The sequence below is a fragment of the Trinickia diaoshuihuensis genome, from assembly GCF_003390925.1.
GTDB classification, from domain to species: Bacteria; Pseudomonadota; Gammaproteobacteria; order Burkholderiales; family Burkholderiaceae; genus Trinickia; species Trinickia diaoshuihuensis.
In genome coordinates this window covers 83,605-104,234 of record NZ_QUBS01000026.1, presented here as the reverse complement: position 1 = coordinate 104,234, position 20,630 = coordinate 83,605, and the positions used below count along the sequence as shown (strand labels likewise).

7 protein-coding genes are annotated in these 20,630 nt (G+C 65.5%); 5 read left to right on the top strand and 2 right to left on the bottom strand.

Annotated elements, in window-relative coordinates:
• Positions 1 to 115 precede the first annotated feature (115 nt).
• Complete coding sequence (locus tag DXT59_RS07520) at positions 116 to 12,586, bottom strand: NUDIX domain-containing protein (protein WP_116136293.1); 12,471 nt, start codon at positions 12,584 to 12,586, stop codon at positions 116 to 118.
• 340 nt (positions 12,587 to 12,926) lie between these two features.
• On the opposite strand from DXT59_RS07520, the gene DXT59_RS07515 reads away from it, so the two are divergent.
• Positions 12,927 to 13,556, top strand: coding sequence for a cysteine hydrolase family protein (locus DXT59_RS07515; RefSeq protein ID WP_116136292.1), 630 nt, complete (start codon positions 12,927 to 12,929; stop codon positions 13,554 to 13,556).
• A gap of 129 nt (positions 13,557 to 13,685) precedes the next feature.
• Positions 13,686 to 14,426 carry a sulfite exporter TauE/SafE family protein gene (locus tag DXT59_RS07510; RefSeq protein WP_116136387.1) on the top strand — a complete coding sequence of 247 codons (741 nt, stop codon included), beginning with the start codon at positions 13,686 to 13,688 and terminating at the stop codon, positions 14,424 to 14,426.
• Here the strand turns inward: DXT59_RS07510 and DXT59_RS07505 are convergent.
• Entirely contained in the window at positions 14,419 to 15,381 is a 963-nt protein-coding gene (locus DXT59_RS07505; RefSeq protein WP_116136291.1) for a fatty acid desaturase, read from the bottom strand. The genes DXT59_RS07510 and DXT59_RS07505 overlap by 8 nt on opposite strands.
• A gap of 188 nt (positions 15,382 to 15,569) precedes the next feature.
• On the opposite strand from DXT59_RS07505, the gene DXT59_RS07500 reads away from it, so the two are divergent.
• The 3 genes from DXT59_RS07500 (at position 15,570) to DXT59_RS07490 (ending at position 20,608) form a co-directional block, all read left to right on the top strand.
• The gene (locus DXT59_RS07500; RefSeq protein ID WP_162877997.1) at positions 15,570 to 16,394 is read left to right on the top strand and encodes a phosphate/phosphite/phosphonate ABC transporter substrate-binding protein; all 825 of its coding nucleotides are present in this window, start codon (positions 15,570 to 15,572) and stop codon (positions 16,392 to 16,394) included.
• A gap of 201 nt (positions 16,395 to 16,595) precedes the next feature.
• On the top strand, positions 16,596 to 18,158 hold the full coding sequence (locus tag DXT59_RS07495; RefSeq protein WP_420823370.1) for an SLC13 family permease: 1,563 nt from the start codon (positions 16,596 to 16,598) through the stop codon (positions 18,156 to 18,158).
• A gap of 2 nt (positions 18,159 to 18,160) precedes the next feature.
• Positions 18,161 to 20,608, top strand: a complete 2,448-nt coding sequence (locus tag DXT59_RS07490) for a hypothetical protein (RefSeq protein ID WP_240324439.1) — start codon at positions 18,161 to 18,163, stop codon at positions 20,606 to 20,608.
• Positions 20,609 to 20,630: the final 22 nt, after the last annotated feature.

Below are 20,630 nucleotides of genomic sequence, written 5' to 3'. Positions count from 1 at the left end.
ATGGCAGGCGCAAAGTGTAATGGGTGCGTACGCTCGCGGCAACCAGCCGGGCAGGACGATTCCCCGGCGGCCCCGGCTGCATGCGTTGCTTTGGGCCGCCCGGCGGATCCGCCGCTCAGGTTGCGAGGGGTCCGGCGCCCGGCACGTCGGTGAGGATCCAATGCGCGTCGGATGTGCCGCCCTTGGCCATCCGCAAGAAATCGCGCGTACCAAGCGCCGCCCACGCGCGACCGCCGGGCGCGGACGCGGGAATGTCATGGGGCTCCATCAGCGAGACGTCGGCGTCGGACGGCAATGAGCCTGGCGAACCCGTCCGCCCTCGCGCCTTCGTCAGATCGTAGGTTCGCGCAACGATCCCCGAAAGCCGCGCCAGCCGGGTCGAAGGCGTTCGATCCTCTCCCGCGCCGCGTCGCTCGAAGGGTATTTGCCACTCTTGAACGAGATTCGACAGATAGTGATCGGCATCGCGCAATGCGAGGCTTTCGCTGTTACGCACATTGAGCGTCCGGATTCCGACGACCAAATCCAACGCTTTCGCATGCGAACGGATCGCCGGACTCGCGCGCAACTCGTCATCGGACATCGATGACCGGGCCACGAGCAACGCCGTATTGACGATGTAGCGTACCGCCCGATCGTGTGGCTCGCCCTCGCCTTCGAGCGTTCGACGCTTGCCCGCCTCGCCGCCCGGCGGGCGCGGCTCGACCTGCAATATGGGCTCGATGCGCGTGCGCAGCGCCTCGACGAAATCGGAGCGAGCCGTTGTGATGCCGCGCACAGGCTGCAACGACGCCCGCGTATCGGCCAACAACTGTCCGTACCCTTCGGGCGCAAGCGTCGTCTCGTACAGCGCCCGAAGCGGGACCGCGAGCGCAGGCGCGCCTTGCTTCTCCGGATCATCGTCGACCGCGCCCCCACGCATGCGCGGTAAGACGACGAGCGTGCCGTCGCTCGGGTCGCGCAACAACTCGAAGCGTTGTCCGCGCTTCTCGCCGTTCGGCAACAGGATATCCTCGGGATCGGTCGGAGGCCCGCGGCGTCCGCTCAAGAAGACCGCTTGCACGGACCGTCCAGCGGTGTCGGTCAAGACAACGGAACGGCCGTCCACGCCGGGTGCGACCTCAGCCAAAGCGCCGAGGTCCAAAGGCTCGGCGGCCTGGCGTTCGCCCTGCGGCTCACGCGCCGCTGCGCGCACGAGCCGCGACAGCCACGGCAAATCGTCAAGGTGCGGCCCCATCGGTATCGCTCGTCTCCATCGCAGCGGGTCTGCGACGACCGCGCGGCCGTCCGGGCGCCCATCCGCTCCGATTCGTCCCAAGAACATATCGAAGTCGGTGATGTCGACGCTGCGTGTAACGAGCGCATCGTGCACGCGTGTAATCGATGCGGCCGTCTGCGGTGTGATCGGTATTCGCGCGCGGCGCAGCAACGCGAGTATGGCTCGCTCGGCCGCTTCGTCGCGTGGTTCCCCTTCGATGGCCTTCATCAAGGCCTTGTAGCTCGTCGCGTAGCGGTCGGAGAACACGGCCGGCCGGCCGAGGTAACGCCCCAGCGACACATCGAGTACCGGCACGCCCTCGTTTCGCAGCGCTTCCAGCACGGCTTGCTCTTGCTCCAGCGTGTCGGCCGGCCGCGAATCTCGCAGCACCGTCACCACGCGCGGCGGCTCGCCGGGCATGGTCAACGCATAAGCCACCTTCGAATTGCCGTAACCGAGCACGACGTCAGCCGTCTCGCCGGCTGCGGGCGAAGGTGGCGCCTCATCGCCCGTATGCAGCCGCCACGCGTTTTCGTCGTCGGCGCTCACGGCATGGTCGCGTGCGAGCACGGGAATCTGCAAATGCCGCAGCAAGCGCGCCAACGCAGACGCCGCGCCGGGCGCCTCGCCGTCGGTCAGCAACACCACGCGAATGCGCTTCGGAAACGTGTCGGCGCCGACAACCTGGTGCGCAAGTGCTTGGGCGGAAAGCGGCGCGCCGGTCCCGTCGATCATTTGTCCATCGCGAACCGCTGCGGCGACGACGAAGTCTGCGTGCGTCCCCGGCGCGCCGCCGAATCGCGTCAGCGGTGAGCGAGCGGGCGGGCACGAGACGATGAGGTCGGGCATCTGCCGCGCCAACGACAGCACGGAAGACGACGCGGATGACGAAGGCTCCGACGTGATGTCGGGCGCCAATTGGACGGTCACTCGGCTATGAAGTCCGCCGCTGACCCGCCAGTCGATCGGCGTTCTGTTTAGATGAGCGCATGCTTGTTCGAGTGTGCGGCCCAGCATCGTGTCGCGGACATCGGTGCCGCGCTCGGCGGCCTCCGCCATTTCCCGCTCACGATCGGCGCCTCCGATCGTCAACTCCGACGCATGCGCGAGTCCCATGGCGTCGATGGCGTTCGCGACGACTCGGCCGCCGCGCGAAGGCGTCAAACGCCAGCCCGTGGAGAGCAAGACTTGAGGCTTATCGCCACCGCCGGCCGACGCTTGCGTCGGCGAGATCAAGACGCGAGCATCGGGCTCGCTTGCCACCGTAGCCGTGATATCGCCCTTCCACCCCTTGGACCAGACGAGCGCATCGCGGACGTACGGCGCCGGTTCATCGTCCGCTAGGCTTTGTCCTTCTTGCGTTGGGACCGTTGTTTCTCCAGCTCCGCTTGGGCCGCTGCCTGCTTGTGCGCCGCTTCCCGTTCGAGTTGCCGGATGCGCTCTTCCCGCTGCTTCGGACTCAACCCCGTCAAGCCGAGGCGAGCGTCCCGCGTTTGCTGTGACATCGTCTTCGCTCCAATCCGATTCGATCCCGCCCTGTCCTTGCGTCTCGCCGGACTGTCCGGGCGCGCTCAGTTTAACCTCGGGCGGCTGCCCGCCGGGGCCGGCTTGGCTCGAAAGCCTCGCCTGCAACGTCTTGCTGCGGTTGACGCCCTTATCGGCCTGCGTGAATATCTCCGAGAGCGTGCTGCTTTCGGTAATCGTCGCGTAGCCCAGATGCATGCCGACGCCGTACTCGCCCTCGCGCTTGGGATGCGGGATATCGGTCAATCCGTTCTGCTCGGCATAGGCGGTCAGCCGTCGTTGAGCCGCTTGCAAGGCTTCGCGCAGCGCGCCCTCGTCGAGCTGCCCCGCCACGACGATGCCCACCTCGTCGCCGCCCGTGCGCATCGGTATGACATCGGCGCCCGTTTGCGCCAGCTCGTCGGCAACGATACCGACGATCGATCGATAATGCGCGTTGGCCAGTTCGGCGACATCGTTCATGGCGGCGTTCAATCCGCCGAGGTTGTAGATATCGCCGGAAACGTAGTAAGCCGTGCCGCCGCTTGCGCTCACATAGTCGCGCGTGCGGTTCACGGTGCTCGACTTGACCGAAGCCTGACGCGCGTCGAAAAAGCCCGAGACGTCGTCGAGCGCGACGGGCTGAACGAGGCTGCGCGCCTGCTCCGTGGTCAGTCCATATCGGCGTGCGCGTTCGATATAGTCGAGCGCGGCGGCTTGGGCGGGGTCGGTGACATAGACCGTGGGCCGCAACTCGTAGCCGAACGGTTCGACCGGCGGAGCGGCTCGCCCGGGCCGCGCCGCCGGCGGCGCGGCGGTCGAATCAGCGGTGATGCCGTCCTCATCGGCCGCATCGGGCTCGTCGCTTGCCGGCCGCGTGCCGGACGTCTTGCTGCGGTTCACACCGAGATCGGCTTGCGTAAAGATGTCCGATAGCGACAGTCCGGGCAGAATCGGGGCTGAGCCGAAATGCATGCCGACGCCCTTCTCTCCCTTGCGCTTCGGATGAGGGATATCCGCGAGCCCCTGTTCTTCGGCATAGTCCGCGATGCGTTCGCGCGCTGAGCCGAGCGCCGCCGCGATCGCATCGTCGTCCACCGCACCGACGACCACGAAGCCCAATTCGTCGCCGCCGGTTCGCATCGGCACCACCTTCGCGCCCGTTTGCTCGAGCGCATCGGCGGCGATGCGCGCCATCGCTTCGTAATGGACGTTGGCGTGTTCGGCCACATCCTCGAACGCCGCGTTCAATCCGCCGAGGTTGTAGATGTCGGCCGAAATGTAGTACGCGGAGTCGTCGGTTGCCGCGACGTGGCGGCTCGCATCGCTCACGGTCGTGGCCTTGACGTGGCCCTGCCGCGCGTCGAAGAACTTGGTCGTGTTATCGCGCGGAGATTTCCATTGCAAGTCTTCGATCGCCTCCGGACTCAAGTCGTACTGCTGCGCCACTGCAAGGAACGCCTCGGAGGCGAGCGCGTCGGGATCCTTGAATTGCACCGGCGCCTCGTCCGTGGCGAGCGCGTCGGGCGACGATGCTCGGCCCTCGCCCGCGAGTTCGACGACGAGATTCCAATGCCCGCGGGCGTTGGCCTCGTAGTTCGCGGAAGCCGGCGTCAACCCAAGTTCGGTCAGCGCGCGCATGGCCGTGCGTGCGAGCGGCGTCTGCTCGGCAGGCAAGCCGGCTTCGCGCGCGGCGATCGTCTCGGGATGCTCGACATCGTCGAGCACCAATCGCTGAGTGGGCCGCACGTCGGCTTGCTCGAGCGCGCACGCGAGCAATTGATGGCCGCTGCCCTTCGGCAAATCGCCTTTGCGCAGATCGAGCACTCGGACCGTGCCGGCATTGATCGGACCCGAGCCGATCGGCCCCGTGGCGTCCTCGACGACTAGATTGACCGCAACGCCCGGGTCGGTCAGATGCGACAACTCGAAGGCGTCGTCGCCGATGGTCGCGCCCTCGAGTTGCGCTCTGAATGCTTGTTCGTCTTCCGACAATGCGCGTGCGGGCAGGCCCATCGAATCGGATGCCGCTTGTTCGCCGCCAGCCGGGGCTAGCGGCTCGGCGTCGGCCTCGTATTGCAGCAAGGCTCTAACGACACGCAAATCGCGCGCCGTTCTGACTGTCCCGGCCAGTTCGCCGCGCGGCACCAGATACATGCCTTGCGTTTCCCATCCCATCGCGGCCGGGTTGCCGCCGATGCGGCGGGCCAGGTAGTAGCGGGTCCTCGTCTTGCCCGTTTTCGTTTTGAAGTCGGTCAAATGCGCGAGAAGCTCGACGTGCAGGCCGGTCTCTTCATAGCCTTCCTTGATCGCGGTCGCCTGCAGGGACAGTCCTTCGTCCACCGAGCCCTTGGGAAACGAACGCGGCCCCGTGAAGTGATTCGTCGATTCGATGATCCAGACGCGGCCGTCGGGCTCCAGGATGACGACGCCGGCCTTCTTGACGGACGCGTCGGCGGGCGGCTCGACGATATCCGGGTTCTGGCCGGATACGGTCTGCCAACCTTCCGACGTCGCCGGAGGCTCCCATTGCGTCATCGGAACACCGTTGAGCACGGCGGGATGCGCTCCGTCGGGCACGAACACCGCCGTCGCCGCCGGATCGTGCCATGTGCTCGGATCGCTCGGCTGCGTGGGGGTCTCGATCTCGACCGGTGTGCCGTCCTCTTTGCGGCGCGGGTGAATCAACGGCGCGGGACGATCTTCGCCTACGGCCGGTGTCGTTTGAGCCGCGGGTCGCGCCGGGGGACGAGCCGGGAGTCGAGCCGCGAATTGCACCATATTCGCCGGCGCCGCGGCACCCGTGCTCGGGCCGCCGGGCCCGTGCGCCCGCGGCGGAACCACGATCGTTTTCGCGCTGCCGGGGATGATTTGCTCTTGCAGCCGCATCACATCGTCCCAGCGCAATCCGAATTGATCGGGAGACGCCAACCAATCGCCCAGCACCGGCTTTTGCTCATTGCCCGGCGCCGTGGCGTCGCCCTGATGCACCGCGCGGCGCCTGATCTCGTCGAGCAACGATCGCGGGACCTCGAACGTCTGCATCACGACGTCGTCCATCGTGCCGCGCTTTTGTTCGAAGTACTCGAGCGATCGCTGCATCGGCCCGAAGTTCAACCATACGGTCGAACCGCGGTTCTGCTGGGTATCCAGGAACGAGACGTTCCCGTCCTCGTCGATCTGCACGCGCTTGTTTTGCGCACCCTCGACGCGCGAAACGGTCACGGTATTTTTGCGGACGGCGCTTCCGCCGGGCACCCAAGCGTCGTCCGTCATCACGAGTACGGGGCTGCCCAGTTCGTCGGCGAGCGCGCGTGCGAACGGGTGACGCTGCGCGTCGGCCTCGGTCGTCAACAACATGACGGGCGTGTTCGGCGTATGCCCGGCCGCGCGTGCGGATCGCGCGACCCGCTCGGGTCCGCGCGCCGTCAACTCGCTCGTATCGCCATTGATGACGAACATGCCCTGCGGCGCGAGGTAAGTATCGATCTTGACCGGGTCGTCGTTCGCGAAGACCTCCAGGTCCGACGATTGCCGGCGCTCGAGCAAATTCCACTTGACGCGGATCGGCTGCGCCCCGCCGGATAATGCGCGCCGCCCCGTGACGTCGGGTTGCCACACCGGATGGGAGACGGTTTCCGGAAAATGCAGCAGCCAGTTGCGATCCTCATAGCTGCCTTCGAGACCGTACACCGGCGCATGCACTTCGTTGGCCAACTGCTGCGCGAAGGAGTCCGCCCCGCCGGCCGTATATTCCGCCAGCACCGCGATCGGCTGGCCCGGCGTGTAGCTGCGTTCCTCGAGCCCGACGTTCTCGCTGAGGCGATTGGCCAAACGCTGCGGCGTAATGAGCCGCCGGCGCAAATCCATGATCGCCGTAACCGGCCGTCCGTTCAGATCGAACAGCGCGTCCGGCGTGCCGAGCGCGCTGACGACATGAATGTCGGGCGCGATGGTGATAACGTTGGTCGCGTCGCGGCGCTCGTGGTTGGGCCGGAACACCCACTGCTTGTCGACCCGCCTCGCCTCGGTGTAGATGAGCCCCGTCTCGCTCACATATTCCGCCATCCACTCGCTCAGCGGATACTCGCTTTTCTTGACGGGAAAACCGGTTTCGAAAGGCCCTCTGTCTTCAGGGGAACGACGGATGGGTGGACGGGGCCCGCGCGCGTGGGCGATCGTCCCGTCCGGCTGTCCGGCCGGACCGCCGGCGGCGGCCTCGCTCGATCTCGCCCCGCTCCCGCCGCGGGGCACGTAAAGCACCGCCGCGGGGTCCTCGACGACCGGCAGCGCGGAATAAAGCAGATGATCGCGCTCGCCGGGACGCGCCTTCGGGCGCGTCAATCGCGGCAGGCCGCCGAACGCAGGGATCGAGTCGTCGTCGTTTTGCGCGTTCTCGCCGGACGCCCAAGGGTCATCGTCGGTCGCGCCGCCACGTATGCGAGGCAACAAGACGAACCCGCCCATATCCGGATCCGCGACGACCTCGAATCGCTGACCGCGATCGCGCTGGTTAGGCAACAAGATGTCGTCGGGCTGGACGCTCGCAGCCGTGCGTGCGCCGCCGAATGCCTGCGTGTCGATTACGCTGCCGTCCGCCAGCCTGATTTGAATCGAACGGCCATCGGCTGAACGCGTGAACCCGACCACCGTCAACGGATTTTCGTGCGCGGCGATCGCGAGCCCATCGACGTTCACCGTCGGCGCATTGCGCTCGGCGCCGGCCACTCGGCGTTCGTCGGCGGCGGTTGCGGCATGGATGCGGCTGACACCGGCGCCGGACGCCATGAGCCCCGCGGACGATAGGAAATCGAACCAGTCGCTCAGCGTCGCGCGATCGCCGCTGCGCAGCAGCGTATAGGCTTGCTGCCCCATCGAACCCACGTTCGTCAGCATGGCAAGTACGCCTGCCGCCTTGAAGGCGCCGGAGCCGGCCAACGACGACAAGCCGCGCGTCGCGGCCGCGGTACGCAGCGCCGCGGCATTGGACCCGGTCAAGCGCGCGCGCAACAAGCGCGCGGTCCAGCTATCGTCGAACAGACGCATGCCGCGATAGCCGGGCGCGGCCAATTCCGCTTGGGCAAGTTCGAGCGGCGTCGCGTTGCGCGAGACGCCGGCGATGCGCGCCGCGTCGGCGAACGCGGCATCGCCGGCCGACAAACGCGCCGCCATCGTGCCGGTGCGCGCCAGCAAGCCCGCGCCGCTCGCGACGCCGCCGAATGCGCTGGCGGCCAGGTTGAGCCAATTGGTCCAATTGCGCGCGCCGCCCGGCGCCGAGAGCTTGCGGACGGCATCGACCGTTCCCGCCGCCGCACTGACGGCGAAACCGAGATCGGCTGCCTCGGAGAGCATCACGAGCCACAGCGGCGCGGTTTCGGGCAACGTAATCATCGCGAGGATCCCGCCCGCGATCGTCAAGCCCGTGACGATATCGCCGCGCAGATTCTCCCAGTCGTACCAATGGTCATAGGGCTTGTAATCGACGAAATAGGCGTTGCCCGTCTGCACGGCCCCTCGCGCATCGACGACCCAATGCGGCTGGACCAGCATGAATCCCTTATCGAAGCCGGTGTTCGATTGCCAATCGGCGTAGCCGTTGCGGGCAGTCGTGTTCGCGGGGCCGACGTCGATCATATGCCCATCGGCCGCCAGGCCTTCGAGCAACGTAAAGCTCGTCCCCTTATCGTCGGTCGATGGCGCGCGCGACTTCCACCACTGTCCGGAGAGCGAGGCAACCGTTACGGGCGCCGAACCGCTCGGCTTTTTGACACCCTCGCCTTTCAATAAACCCTCGGCGACGTCACCGAGCGTCGTCTTGTGCCCGGACGCGTCGAAAATCACGTCGTTCGCGTTGAACAGCGCGAATTCGCCGATAGAGAGCGCCTGCTCGTCGGCCAGCGATCCCGGGCTGTAGTCGGCCTTCAATCCATTGGCCTGACCGATCGTATTGAGGACCTGGTCGTAGCTCGTGGCAACTTGCATCCCGTCTTGCCACTGGAGCCCGGCCAGATGTTGTTGCGCCGTCACGACGGTCCCCACTCCGGGCGCGAAGGCCGTATCGGCCGTCAACGACGATGCCCCGCCGCCGGTACCGACCGGCGCCGCGGGCTTGCCTAGATCGCCGAAGCCCGTCTCGCGCGCGATTTCGATACCGAGTTCGCTCTTCGCGTCGTCGTCGAGCATATCCTGCGCGAGCTGCATCTGACCGCCGTGCTTTTTCAAGCCGCCGAGACCCAGGCCCTCACCCCATACGACGGCGCCGCCTTCGCTCACCGACGTTTGCATGTTCAGACGCGAGCTGTAATCGACGCTGCCGAAGTCCTGGTTGGCGACGATCATCTGCTCCAATGCCCCGCGCAAAGCCGTCATGCCGGCATTTCGCGCACCGCCGCCCGCCGCGTAAATTCGCGAGATCTGCGTCAGGTCGTTGGCGCTCTTGGTCCAAGCGACGAGTTGCGCGGGCGAAAATCCCGAGTCTTTCGCTCCCCCGGGAAACATCTCCTGCAGCACGAATGCCGCCATATCGGGGCTCGTCCCTTCCAGGATATCGGCCAGCGTCTTCAGCTTATCGGGATCCTTCTTTTGCCCGTACACCGCATCATGAATCGCGCCGAGCAATTGCTTGACGGCAGGGTCGCTCGCGGCGCCATCGAGCAACTGGGCATACAGGAGCGTGCCCTGGTAGGCCTGCAAGCGCGTTCCAACCGCGTGCAGCCGCGCTTGAGCGCTATCGCGCGACGATGCCGCTCCCGTAATCGACGCCAATGCCGATTCCTTCAGTTGCGAGACCGCCGCATCGCCCATCACTTGCTGATAAAGCTGCGGGTCGCCCTGGTCCAAACCATACGTTTCGTAGGTCAACATCTGCGCGGCGGCGACGTCGCCCCCGGCCGCGTCGCCCCCGGCGGGCGTCGCCGCTTGCCGGGCATACTGCACCTGGCCGATGATCTGCAACGCGTCGAGCCCGGTTTGCCACTGACCGAACGCCGTTTCGAGCGATTTCGCCTCGGGCGAGTCCTTGCCCGCCGCTTGCGCTGCGTCGATCTGCGGCTGCAACGCCGCAAGTTCGAGTGCGTTTTGCGCCTTCCACATCGTATCGACGTGAAGCGGATCGGATTGCCACGCGCTATCGGTGGGCGCCTTGCCCGCCGCCGCGTTCAAAGCGGCCGAGAGCGCTTCGTGATATTGGCGCAACGCATCGGCGGCGGCGTTTTGGTCGGCGGCATCGCTCTTGTTCTTGTCCGCCTTGCTCTGCGCGGCCTGCCACGCGCTATATGCCGTATCGACCTTGCCGATCAGTCCGCCCTCGCCCTTCTTTCCGTTCAACGCATCCGTATCGGGCTTGACGTCCTGCTTCATGCCGATGACGGCGGGTTCGGTTGGCGACGCCGGCGCGCCGTTCACGACTTTGTCGATGGTGGCCGAATCGATGAGATCGACCGCCTTCAACTGCTGCGCGGCGAGATCGATCGGGTCGGTGTTCGCCGTATCCTTGTAGTACGTAGGCAGGTTCTGCTGGCCGAGCACCGTCAGCGCGGCTTGGGTCAGCACGATGTCCGATTGCTTCGATCCGCTCAACCAGGCACGGGTCAACGCAATCGCTTCCTTCATCGTCATGCCGTCGGACACGAGCCCTTGCAGATACTGCGCCGCGCTCGGGCCGCCTTGATCCGAAAGCGGTACGTTGGGCGCAAGCCCGCCGTTTGCGACCTGCCCGCTTTGCAGCGCGCTCGTGGCGGCTTCGAGGGTCCGCGCATCGAATAGTTGGTCTTGCCTCAACTCCGATGCGGCTTGAGCGATCAGGTCACCGGGCGCCTTCGCCTTACCGCTGTTGATCGCTTGCGCGTCCGTTTGCCCCTGCTGCGCGAGCATGGCTTCGGCCCAAGTCTTATCGTCGATCGACGGATTGGCCTTGCGCGCCGCGGCGAGCGCGCTTTGCAAGGCGGCGGCATCGGGCTGGCCGGCCTTGAGTTGCTGATTGAGCGCGCTTTCCGCCGTCGCCAGCGTGCCGGCGCCTTCGGCGGCGGGCGTAACGGGCGCGGGATGGGGCTTTAGACCCGTGTACGTCGCGAGCGTCTTGCCCAGATCGGTATTGGGCGACTGATCGATAAGCGCCTGGTAAAGCGTCGTCGGGTCGTTCAGTTGCGCGTTGCTCAAGTAGGCCAGCGGCTGAAACGCATTCGCGACCGGGTCTTCATGGGCCGCTTTCTCTCGATTCAACTCGTCGAGCAACGCCTGCAACTTCGTCTTCAACGCACCGACGACCGGCTGAACAGCCGTACTTTGCGGACCGCCTGCGGCATCGACGATCCGCGCCAGGGGCCCATAATACGAATCGCGTTCGCGCATCGTCTCCGAGCCGGCGAACATATATTCCGGGCCGTGGCCGACGAGCGACACGATCTTCTCTTGCAGCATTGAAAACAGCGCCTTGGCGAGTTCGGGCGATGCCTTTGCCGTGCTCTCCAGCAGGTCCGCGATATCGGAGAGATTGCCCGGCGTGCCGACCGCCTGCTCGTTATGCGCCGTCGCACCTGCGGCTAACGTATCGCGCAGCAATGTATCGAATATCGCCGTGCCGCGGTACTTCGAGAGCGCCGCACCTTCCGCGGCCAACGTGCCTTGCGGATCTTTCGCGCGCGCGCCGGTAATATCGGCGAGGGCCGCGGCACGCAGATCGACGATGCGCCCGTCGTCGCCCACCTCTTGACCGAGAGCGCTGCACGTCGGAGTGCCGGCCAATTGGCGCGTCAAGGTCTGCGCCGCGGTCAAGTTCGCATTCGCTCCGCCCGCGATGCGGCTGGACTCGACCGCATCGACGATCTGCGCCGCTTTCAATGAGACGAGCAGATCGCCGGCCTTCGGCGCGAGCGCAACGCCCTTGGCCGTATTCAGTTTCAGTACGGTCTGCTGGGCCTGCCAGCGGCGATCGATTTGCAGCAGATCGCCGCGCCAGTTTCCGTTTTGCTGACCCGCGGCCGCATCGAGTTCGCTCGACAGCGCGCGGTGATAGGCCGCCTGATCGCTCGCCAATTGCGCGTCGCTCGCGTGGTTGGCCTTGTCGGTTTGATAGGTCCGGTAGGCGTTTTGCGCTTGCGCGGCCGCGGCATCGAGGCCGGCGCTCGGCTGGACATCGACCGTCAGGGCCTTCAGAGCGGCCTCTTGCACCGGCTTCGCGAAAATATCGAGTCCATCCACCTGCTGTGCCGCGGCTTTGAGCAGGTCGGCATCGGCATGCCCCGCTTGCGCCTCGGCCGCGGCGTCGCCCTCGATGGCAAGCGCTGCTTCGTCGAGCGAGACTTCGTTGCGCTCATCGCCGCCGAATTGAACGCGGGCCGCGTTGACGGCTTCGGCCAGCGTCATACCGCCGTCCAACCCTTGTTGGATGGCGGTGCGCGCCGCACTCGCGTCGATCGGCTTCGATGTGCCCGCTGGGCTCGTCGCCAATGGCTTAGCGGAGAGCGACTTCGCCGCCGCGTCCAGGGTGGACGTGTCGAATACGTGCGTCAGGCCGACTTCGCTCGCAGCTTGCTCGATCGCATCGACGTGCGTGTCCGATTGCGCGGCACGGGCGGCGTCGGCTTGCTCCTGCAACAGGATCGCCGCGCGTGCGAGCGCCTCGCGCGTGATCGCGGCGTTGGTCCGTTCGATCTCGTCGATCGCGGCCTTCAACGCCGCGGCGTCGTTAGGTGAATTGCCCTTCAGTTGTCCGCGCAGCGCGCTTTGCGCGCTCGAAACATCCGCAGCGGAAGGCGGCGGTGGTGGATCGCTGGGCGCGGGCCTGAGCGGCACGCCCATCATTACGCCATTCGGTCCGTCGATCATCGGTTTTCCGGTTATCGCCAAGACCGAAGGCGAGCCTATCGCCAAGGGTCCGTGGGTCGAGCTTGGGGACACGCGTCGACCGTCCGCGCGCCGCCCGCGGCTAAGCCGATGCGTGGGGACTGGCTTCGACCCGTCCAAATATCGCGGAACCTACCAGGCGTCGCAAGGCAAGCACTCGTAGTCGCCTCGCGCAAAACGATGCTTTTCGAATCCGAGACTACGATGCCGGTACATCGCGCGGTCGATGCCCTTCTCCCGCTACGAGACTTCGTTGTCATGCTTGCGAATCGATCCGAGTCATACTCGCGTTTCACACAACCTGTTTCGATCCGGGGGCGCAATGGCACTGGCATTGAATGCGGATAAGGACGAAAGAGACGCAGACGGCGGTTCCTCCGAACCCACTCAACCGCTCATCGTGCCGGCGCGAACCGCGCTGCTGGTCATGCACTATCAGACCGATATCCTCGGGCTCTTTCCGTCCGTCGCCCCGGCGCTGCTCGCCAATACGCGCGCGTTATGCGAGGCGGCGCGCGCCAAAGGCGTAGGCGTGTACTTCGCGAATCTGCGCTTCAGCCCCGGCTACCCGGAAGTCAGTCCATTGAATAAGAACGGGCAAGGGATCAAACGCTTGGGACGTTTTATCGACGATGGCCTCGCGCCCGAGCTCGGCCGGCGCCCCGACGAACCGCTCGTTTTCGCGCACCGGGCGAGCGTCTTTTTCTACACCGATCTACAGGTGCGGCTTTCCGCGCGAGGCGTCGACTCGCTGATCATGGTTGGAATCGCCTCGACGCGCGTCGTCCTATCGTCGGTGGCGCACGCGAGCGACGCGGACTTTCGCTTATATACGGTCAAGGACTGTTGCTACGACCCGGACGAGGTGGTGCATGAGCACTTGTTCGCCACGGCATTCGAGTCGCGCACCACCGTGCTTTCGCTTGCGGATGCGGTGCGATTGCTCGCCTGAAACTTACGCCGGCGCACAGCCGCCGGGTTCACGCTGATCGATGCCCGTGCGCCGCCGGTTTTGGTGCTCGACAGAACCCAGGTAGTATCGAGTACTTTGAACCTGTCCCATTTCCCTGCTCCATCCATGCTGCTAACCCTCGTTCTCCTCGCCGGCGTTTGGGCGGGTCTGCAAAACGCGCTTGCCGGCGGGGGCTCGTTCATCACGCTGCCGGCGTTGATCCTCTCGGGCATGACGCCGCTTGCGGCGAATATCACCTCGACGGTTGCCTTGTTTCCGGGCCAAGTCATGTCGGGCGTTGCCGGGCGGCGCTTGGTGACGGGCGCCAATCGGCTGCCGTTTTCAGTGTTGTTCGGGATCAGCGTCGTCGGCGGCGCCCTGGGCGGCGTTTTGTTGCTAGTTACGCCATCGTCGGTATTCGCCCGGCTCGTGCCGTGGCTCGTTCTATTTGCCACGGCCGTATTCGCTTGGGGCAGTTTCGTTCGTCGCGCGCAAGAGACGAAGACGCATCTATCGCCGGGCGGCGCAGCCTTCGCGCAATTTTTGATCGCCATCTATGGCGGCTACTTCGGCGGAGGCATCGGATTTCTGATGATGGCGGCGCTGACGATGGCGGGACTGCCCACGCGCAACGCCGGCGCCACGAAAAACGCGCTGGCCGGCGTCATGAATGCAGCGGCCGTCGCGATCTTTCTGACCTCCTCGATGCTGCATTGGCGTGAAGCGATCGTACTCGGGACGGGCGCGATAGCGGGCGGGCTCGCCGGCGTATGGGCTCTGCGCCGCGTCAATGAACGCATCTTGCGGATCGCGATCGTCTGCATCGGCGTTGCATTGACGATCGGCTTATTCCTCAAACCGATCAGTTGACGATCGTCGTCGAAGAGGGGTACTCAACGGCATCGGTCGCTCGCCACGCATGACGCCGAAGCAGAGAACCGTAGCCGTCGATGATGAAGCCGCTGCACTTTCGCCGATAGTCGTCCCGGCGCATGCGGTACGCGCGCGGCAAATGAAACCAAGGCAGGCGCGGAAGGTCGTGATGCACGAGATGAAAGTTGTTGTTCAAAAACAGCAACCGCATCGCAAATCCCGCCTCGTTGATGGCGATACGCGCTTTAGGATCGGGCGCCGCGCGATGTTCGTATAGCGAGCGCACCATCGCAAGGCCGAGCGCGGGCCACGTAACGGCAAGCAGGTAAATCCACCAAGGTATGCCCGCGTATCGCTGAACCCAGACCAGCAGCACGACGGTGCCGGCCCCGTGCGCGAGCCACATCGGCACGTGACGCAGATCGCCTCGCGCGAGCGCATTGATCTCGCCGGCCAGCATGGCGGCGACGCTCGTCGGCGGCCCCACCACGACGCGCCCGATCAATGTCTTGCGCGCGAGCCATAGCGCCCGGCGCCAACGAGGCATACGTGCCCACTCATCGGCATGGACGTAATTCGTCTCGGGGTCGATGCCGGGCACGGTCAACGCCTCGTCGCGGTGGTGCGCAAAATGACTCTCGCGGTATAGCGCATAGGGATACCACACCGAGAGCGGCGGCCAGCCCAGCAGCATGTTCAATTGCATACAGCGCGTGGGATGGCCATGCAGCAGTTCATGCTGCAACGACAGGTGCCAGGTACAGATCAAAACGAGCAACGGCGTGGCGGCGCTCAGCGCGAGACGCCCGTGGTGCAGCATCGACAAAACGCCGAGCCATCCCCCGTAGATGGCGAAGATCAGGATCCAAGTCGGCCACTCGCTGCGCGCCGCGAAACTGCTTTGGAGCGCGGCGATTTCGCGCATGTGTTCGGAATCGAAATACTCGGCCATCGGTTTCTGGGCAGTCTGCTAAGACGACACATCGAGTGCAAGCGATAGCCCAAACATATCGAAAGCCCGCGGCCCGGCGAAACAATGAATTCGCATTTGCTTATCCGTATCGGAACCGAACGCTTATGCGTGCCGGCGCTTGCCCGAACTCGTCCCCGCTATATGCCGCGAACGCCTACAATGCGTCGATGAACCGCTGGATCGCCGCGCTGCCGATGTACAACGTCACACCGCAACATGCCGAGTTGTGGCGCTCATTCCTGGCCGACGCGCTGACCCTATTCGCGCATGCCGGTGGACCCCGCCAGGTTCGGCTGGCCGAGGAACCATACGGCGATTTGTCGCGGCTCTGGCGCCGCAAGGATTTGTTGCTGTCCCAGACTTGCGGCTTTCCCTATCGCGTTCTGCGACTGCACGAGGCGGTTCATCTAGTGGCCACGCCCGTCTTCGACGCCGAAGGCTGCGACGGGCCGCGCTACCGCAGCGCATTCGTCGTTTCGCGCTCGGCCTGGCAGCGCGGCGCTAAAACATTGCCCGAGTGTTTCGAATTGCGTGCCGTCTGCAATAGCGCGGATTCGCACAGCGGCATGAACGCTTTACGTCACGCGGCCGCCGCCTATGCGCTCGAAGGGCGTTTTTTCTCGTCGGTCTTATGGAGCGGTTCGCACTTGGAATCGCTCGGAGCCTTGGTCGATGCGCGCGCCGACATCGCCGCCATCGACTGCGTCACGCTAGCGCTACTGCGCGACAGCCATCCCGGCGTGCTCGACGGTTTGCATGTGATCGGCATGAGCGAATCCGCACCGGGCCTGCCCTTCATCGCCTCGAAGACGCTCGATCAAGAACACCTTCCCGCCTTACGCGATGCGCTCGGCAAAGCCGTCGAGATCGACCCGCGCCGTGCACAGGCGCTGCGATTGCGAGGCGTCGCCGCCCTAGCCGCCGAGGACTACGCCGATATAGAACAGATGGCCAACGAGGCGGCCTTGCTCGGATACCCCGAATTGCACTAAGCGCCGGGCGCTCTCTCGATTCGGCCGCAGACAATCCAGCCTGGCGCAAATCCTGGGAACACAAGCGATGTGCGCACCCGCGCATATCGATATAAGAAGCAATTGGATGGCGTTCTTGGTATTCCTTCGTATCATGGCATCCCGCCGCCGGGCCGGTCGAGTCTCGGCATTGGAACTTCAATAAGGATAAGGAGAATGGCCGTGAGCGAAGAAGCCCTCGGCGTGCCGCGGCACGAGCACGTGCGCGGGCCCCACGGCAAGACACAGCCGTCCGTCGCGGCACCGTTGACGAAGGCGCTCAAAGATCGACACGGCGCAGGCGCGGTGACGCGAGCCCGGCTCGGTTTTCTCGCGGCATGGCTTGCCTTGTTCGTCATCGGATGGCTCATGCCGACGCCCGCCGGACTCGGTGCGAATGGCAAGGCCACACTCGCCGTGGTCGCATGGGTAGCGATCATATGGGTCACCGAAGCGATTCCGGTCGGCGTGAGCGGTATGCTGCTGCCGATGCTGCTCGTGCTCTCGCATGCGAGCCCATCGTTTGCCAAAGCCGCGAACGGGTTTGCGGCGCCCGTCGTGTTTCTCTGCCTCGCGGCATTCCTTTTTTCTTCGATCATGCAGCAGAGCGGGCTCGATCGCCGCATCGCGCTCGCGCTGTTGGACCGCCTGGGCGTCAAAACGGCCAACGGCGTCATCTGGGCCATGTTCGTCGTGAATTTCGTCATGTCCAGCGTCGTGCCCGCCGCCAACGCCCGCGCGGCCGCGCTATTGCCCGTCACAAACGGGATCGTCGGGTTGTTCGGCGATTCGCCGCGCGAACGCGACGCAAAAAAAGCGATCGTGATTCAGACGCTCGTGTACGGGGCAATGATCAGCGGCATGTGCATTCTCACCGCGCACCTGCCGAACATGGTCGTCGCGGGACTATTGGAGAAGCAACTCGGCGTACGCATCTCCTACCTCACCTGGTTCGAATTGCAGTGGCCCTACCTCGGCATGTTCGCCATTACGCAATGCTGGGTTCAGTTCTACTTCCGTTCGCGTAGCGTGCCCATTCCCGGCGGCCGCTCGGCCGTCACCGCCATGCGCGCGAGCCTCGCCCCCGCCACGGGCGGCGATTGGACGGTGCTCGCGGTTTTCGGCGGCGTGGCCGCGCTGTGGGCCGCGGAGGCATGGCATCACTTGCCTTCGGAAGTCGTGGCATTGATCGGCCTCGCGGTCCTCTTCGCCCCGGGCGTGCTTGCGTTCGGCTGGGCCGACGTCGAGCGGCGAACCATTTGGGGCACGGTCTTTCTGCTGGGCGGAGCGCTTTCCCTGGCGGCCGCCATCGGCGAATCGGGGCTCGCGCGGTGGGCAGCCGATCACATCTATGTGTTCGCGCGGGGTCACGGATGGTGGGTCACCCTCGGCATCGTCATGCTGGCCACGCACGTCATTCGTATCGGCATGCTTTCGAACGTGGCGGCCGTCACGATGATCGCGCCGATCGCGCTCGCGCTGGCTCCGCGTCTCGGCTTACATCCGGTCGCGTTCACGATGCTCGTCAGCGACACCGACAGCTTCGCCTACGTGCTGCCGACGCAAATTACGGCAGGCGTGATCGCCTACAGCAGCGGCGTCTTCACGACTGCCGATTACGCAAAGGTCGGCGTGGTGTCGGTGCTGATCGCGATCGTCTACGGACTTTGCGTCATCGCTCCGTGGTATGCGTTCCTCGGCGTGCCCGTTTGGGATGCCGCGGCGCCCTGGCCCTTCCCGCATTGAACATGCAACTCTCCCATCCGTCATCGACTATGAGCCACGCCCCCGACTCGCTGCCGCAACGAGCGCATGCGCTGCGCGAACGCCTCGGGCCGCACGTCGCCCCGCAAGGGCTTTACGAACGGCTCAAGCAGTTGCCTTTCGCCGGCGGCGTGCGCTGCAACGTCACGCGGCTCGAAGCCGGCAGTTGGGCCGAAATCGTACTGGACTACGAGGTCGGCTCGTCCGGCATCGCCGACGGCGGCTGGCTCAAGGCGACCTTCAAGTTCTACTCCGATTGGGCCCTGTTCCAGACGAGCGACCCGAGCGGCGCGAACTACATCAGCGCCGAATACCACGCGGCACCGCTCGTGCCGGGTCAAAGCCCGGCGACCGTACAAGCGCTGAACGTGCGCTTCGATCAGAAGGGCCACGAACGTCCGTATCAGAAGGCCGTGATCGTCGACGTCGTCGACGGCTATCTCAACGCCGGCGATCGCATCGTGATCCGGCTCGGCGACCGGCGGCGCGGGCCCGGCACGCGCGTGCAGACCTTCGCCGAAGACGCTTTCCGATTTCGCCTATACGTGGACCCGCTCGGCACCTCGCGCTTCGTGACCGTACCCGGCGACATTTCGATCGATATCCACGCCGGCGCGCCGGCCGATGTGCTGCTGGCGGGCCCCCGGTTCGTCCGCCCCGGCGAGCGGGCACCGTTTAGGCTCTCGCTGCAGGACCGTTGGGGCAACGCTTGCCACGACCTCGGTGCGCGCGCCCATGCACGTGACACGACGGCGCGCGTGACCGCGTACGACGGTCATGGCGAAATCGTCTACGCCCGCGATCACGCCCTGCCGGCCACAGGCTTCGCCACCTGCGCGCTCGATGGGTTGCCCACCACGGCCGGCGCACTTCGAATCGTCGCCGGCGTACCGGACCGTCCCGAGATCCGGGCGGCCGTCGCCTACCTGACGATCGATGCCGCGTTGCCCGCACCGCGCGCCCTATACGCCGATCTGCACGTACATGCGCACGATACCGTCGGCACGAACAGCCCCGCGTATAACGCACGGTACGCGCGAGATATCGGCGGCATCGACGTCCTCGGCTATACGGCCAACGACTTCCAAATCACCGACGAAAACTGGCGCCTCGGCTTGCGCGCGGTCGATGAGTTCAACGAGCCGGGCCGCTTCGTGGTGTACCCGGTCCAGGAATGGTGCGGCAGTTCGACGGCGGGCGGCGATCACAACGTCGTATTTCTCGGCGACGAGACGCCCGGCTTCCCCTATAACGCGCGCGGCGAGCACAATCGCACGCTCGTCTGGAACGAAGACATGAAAGGCAGCGCCGTCGAGTTGGGGCGCTGGCCGGTGGAAGAATTGTGGGACGCCTATGCGGATGCCGCCGAGGACCATCTCGTGATGCCCCACGTCGGTGGGCGCCGTTATATTCCCGATTGGCATCATCCCAACCTGGAGCGGCTCGTCGAAATCGCTTCGTCTTGGGGCCATTTCGGCTGGCTCTATCAGGACGTCATCGCGCGCGGCTACCGGTTGGGCGTCGCGGCCAGCGGCGACGAGCATCGCGGGCGGCCCGGCGGCGGCGCGCCCGGCGTTCAGGTTTTCGGCGTGCACGGCGGACTCACGGGCGTCCTCGCGGAGTCGCTCGACCGGCGCACGGTAGGCCGTGCCCTGCGCGCACGGCGCACTTGGGCCACGACGGGCGAACACAGCGCACTCCTCGTGCGCAGCGGGACGCATTGGCAGGGCGACGAGTTCGCGCACGGCGGGCCCGCCACGCTCGAGTACCGGTTGCTCGGCCGCGCGGGCTGGGAATATGTCGCGGCTTACGACCATAGTGGGCTGATCTGGGAGCGCGATCTGCATGCGGAGCTGGGATACGCCGAGCGCTCGATCCGCGTTCGCTGGGGCGGCGCGCGCATTCGCGATCGTTATCGCTGGGCCGCCTGGCGCGGGCGGATCACCATACTGAATGGGACGATCCATAATTTCGGCTCGAACGGCTTCGAGCATATCGAGGAATCGGCCTGGCGGATCGGCGCGACCGGCATCGGCTTCAGGAGCGATACCTACGGCGACGCCGACGCCATCGAACTCGACGTGAGCAACTTGGCCGCGGCGACCATCGTCGTCGAAGGGACCATCGACAGTTTCGTCAAGGTCGGCGATCCGTTGCAGGCCAACCCGTTCGAGCATGCACCGAGCTTTCGATACGAGATCTCCGGCGCGCGGTTGCTCGCCGAAGGCCGCTCGACACATGCACTAGGTGGCACCGAGTTGTTCGTCTCCGTCGAACGCCTGACCGACAAGCCTCTTCCCGTGGATCTGGCCGGCAGCATCGAAGTGACGCCGGAGAATGCGCCGTTCGGCTTCCGCCCGGTCTACTTCTTTGGGCGGCAGCGCGACGACAGTAAAGTCTGGTCGTCGGCGCAGTTCATCCGCTTCGAGTGAATCGATGGCGTAGTTAGCCGGT

Excerpts from the sequence above, each read along its gene's own strand:
- DXT59_RS07515 (WP_116136292.1), top strand. The coding sequence starts at position 12,927 with ATGGCACTGGCATTGAATGCGGATAAGGACGAAAGAGACGCAGACGGC.
- DXT59_RS07500 (WP_162877997.1), top strand. The coding sequence starts at position 15,570 with ATGAACCGCTGGATCGCCGCGCTGCCGATGTACAACGTCACACCGCAA.
- DXT59_RS07505 (WP_116136291.1), bottom strand. The coding sequence starts at position 15,381 with ATGGCCGAGTATTTCGATTCCGAACACATGCGCGAAATCGCCGCGCTC.
- DXT59_RS07490 (WP_240324439.1), top strand. The coding sequence starts at position 18,161 with ATGCAACTCTCCCATCCGTCATCGACTATGAGCCACGCCCCCGACTCG.
- DXT59_RS07520 (WP_116136293.1), bottom strand. The coding sequence starts at position 12,586 with ATGATCGACGGACCGAATGGCGTAATGATGGGCGTGCCGCTCAGGCCC.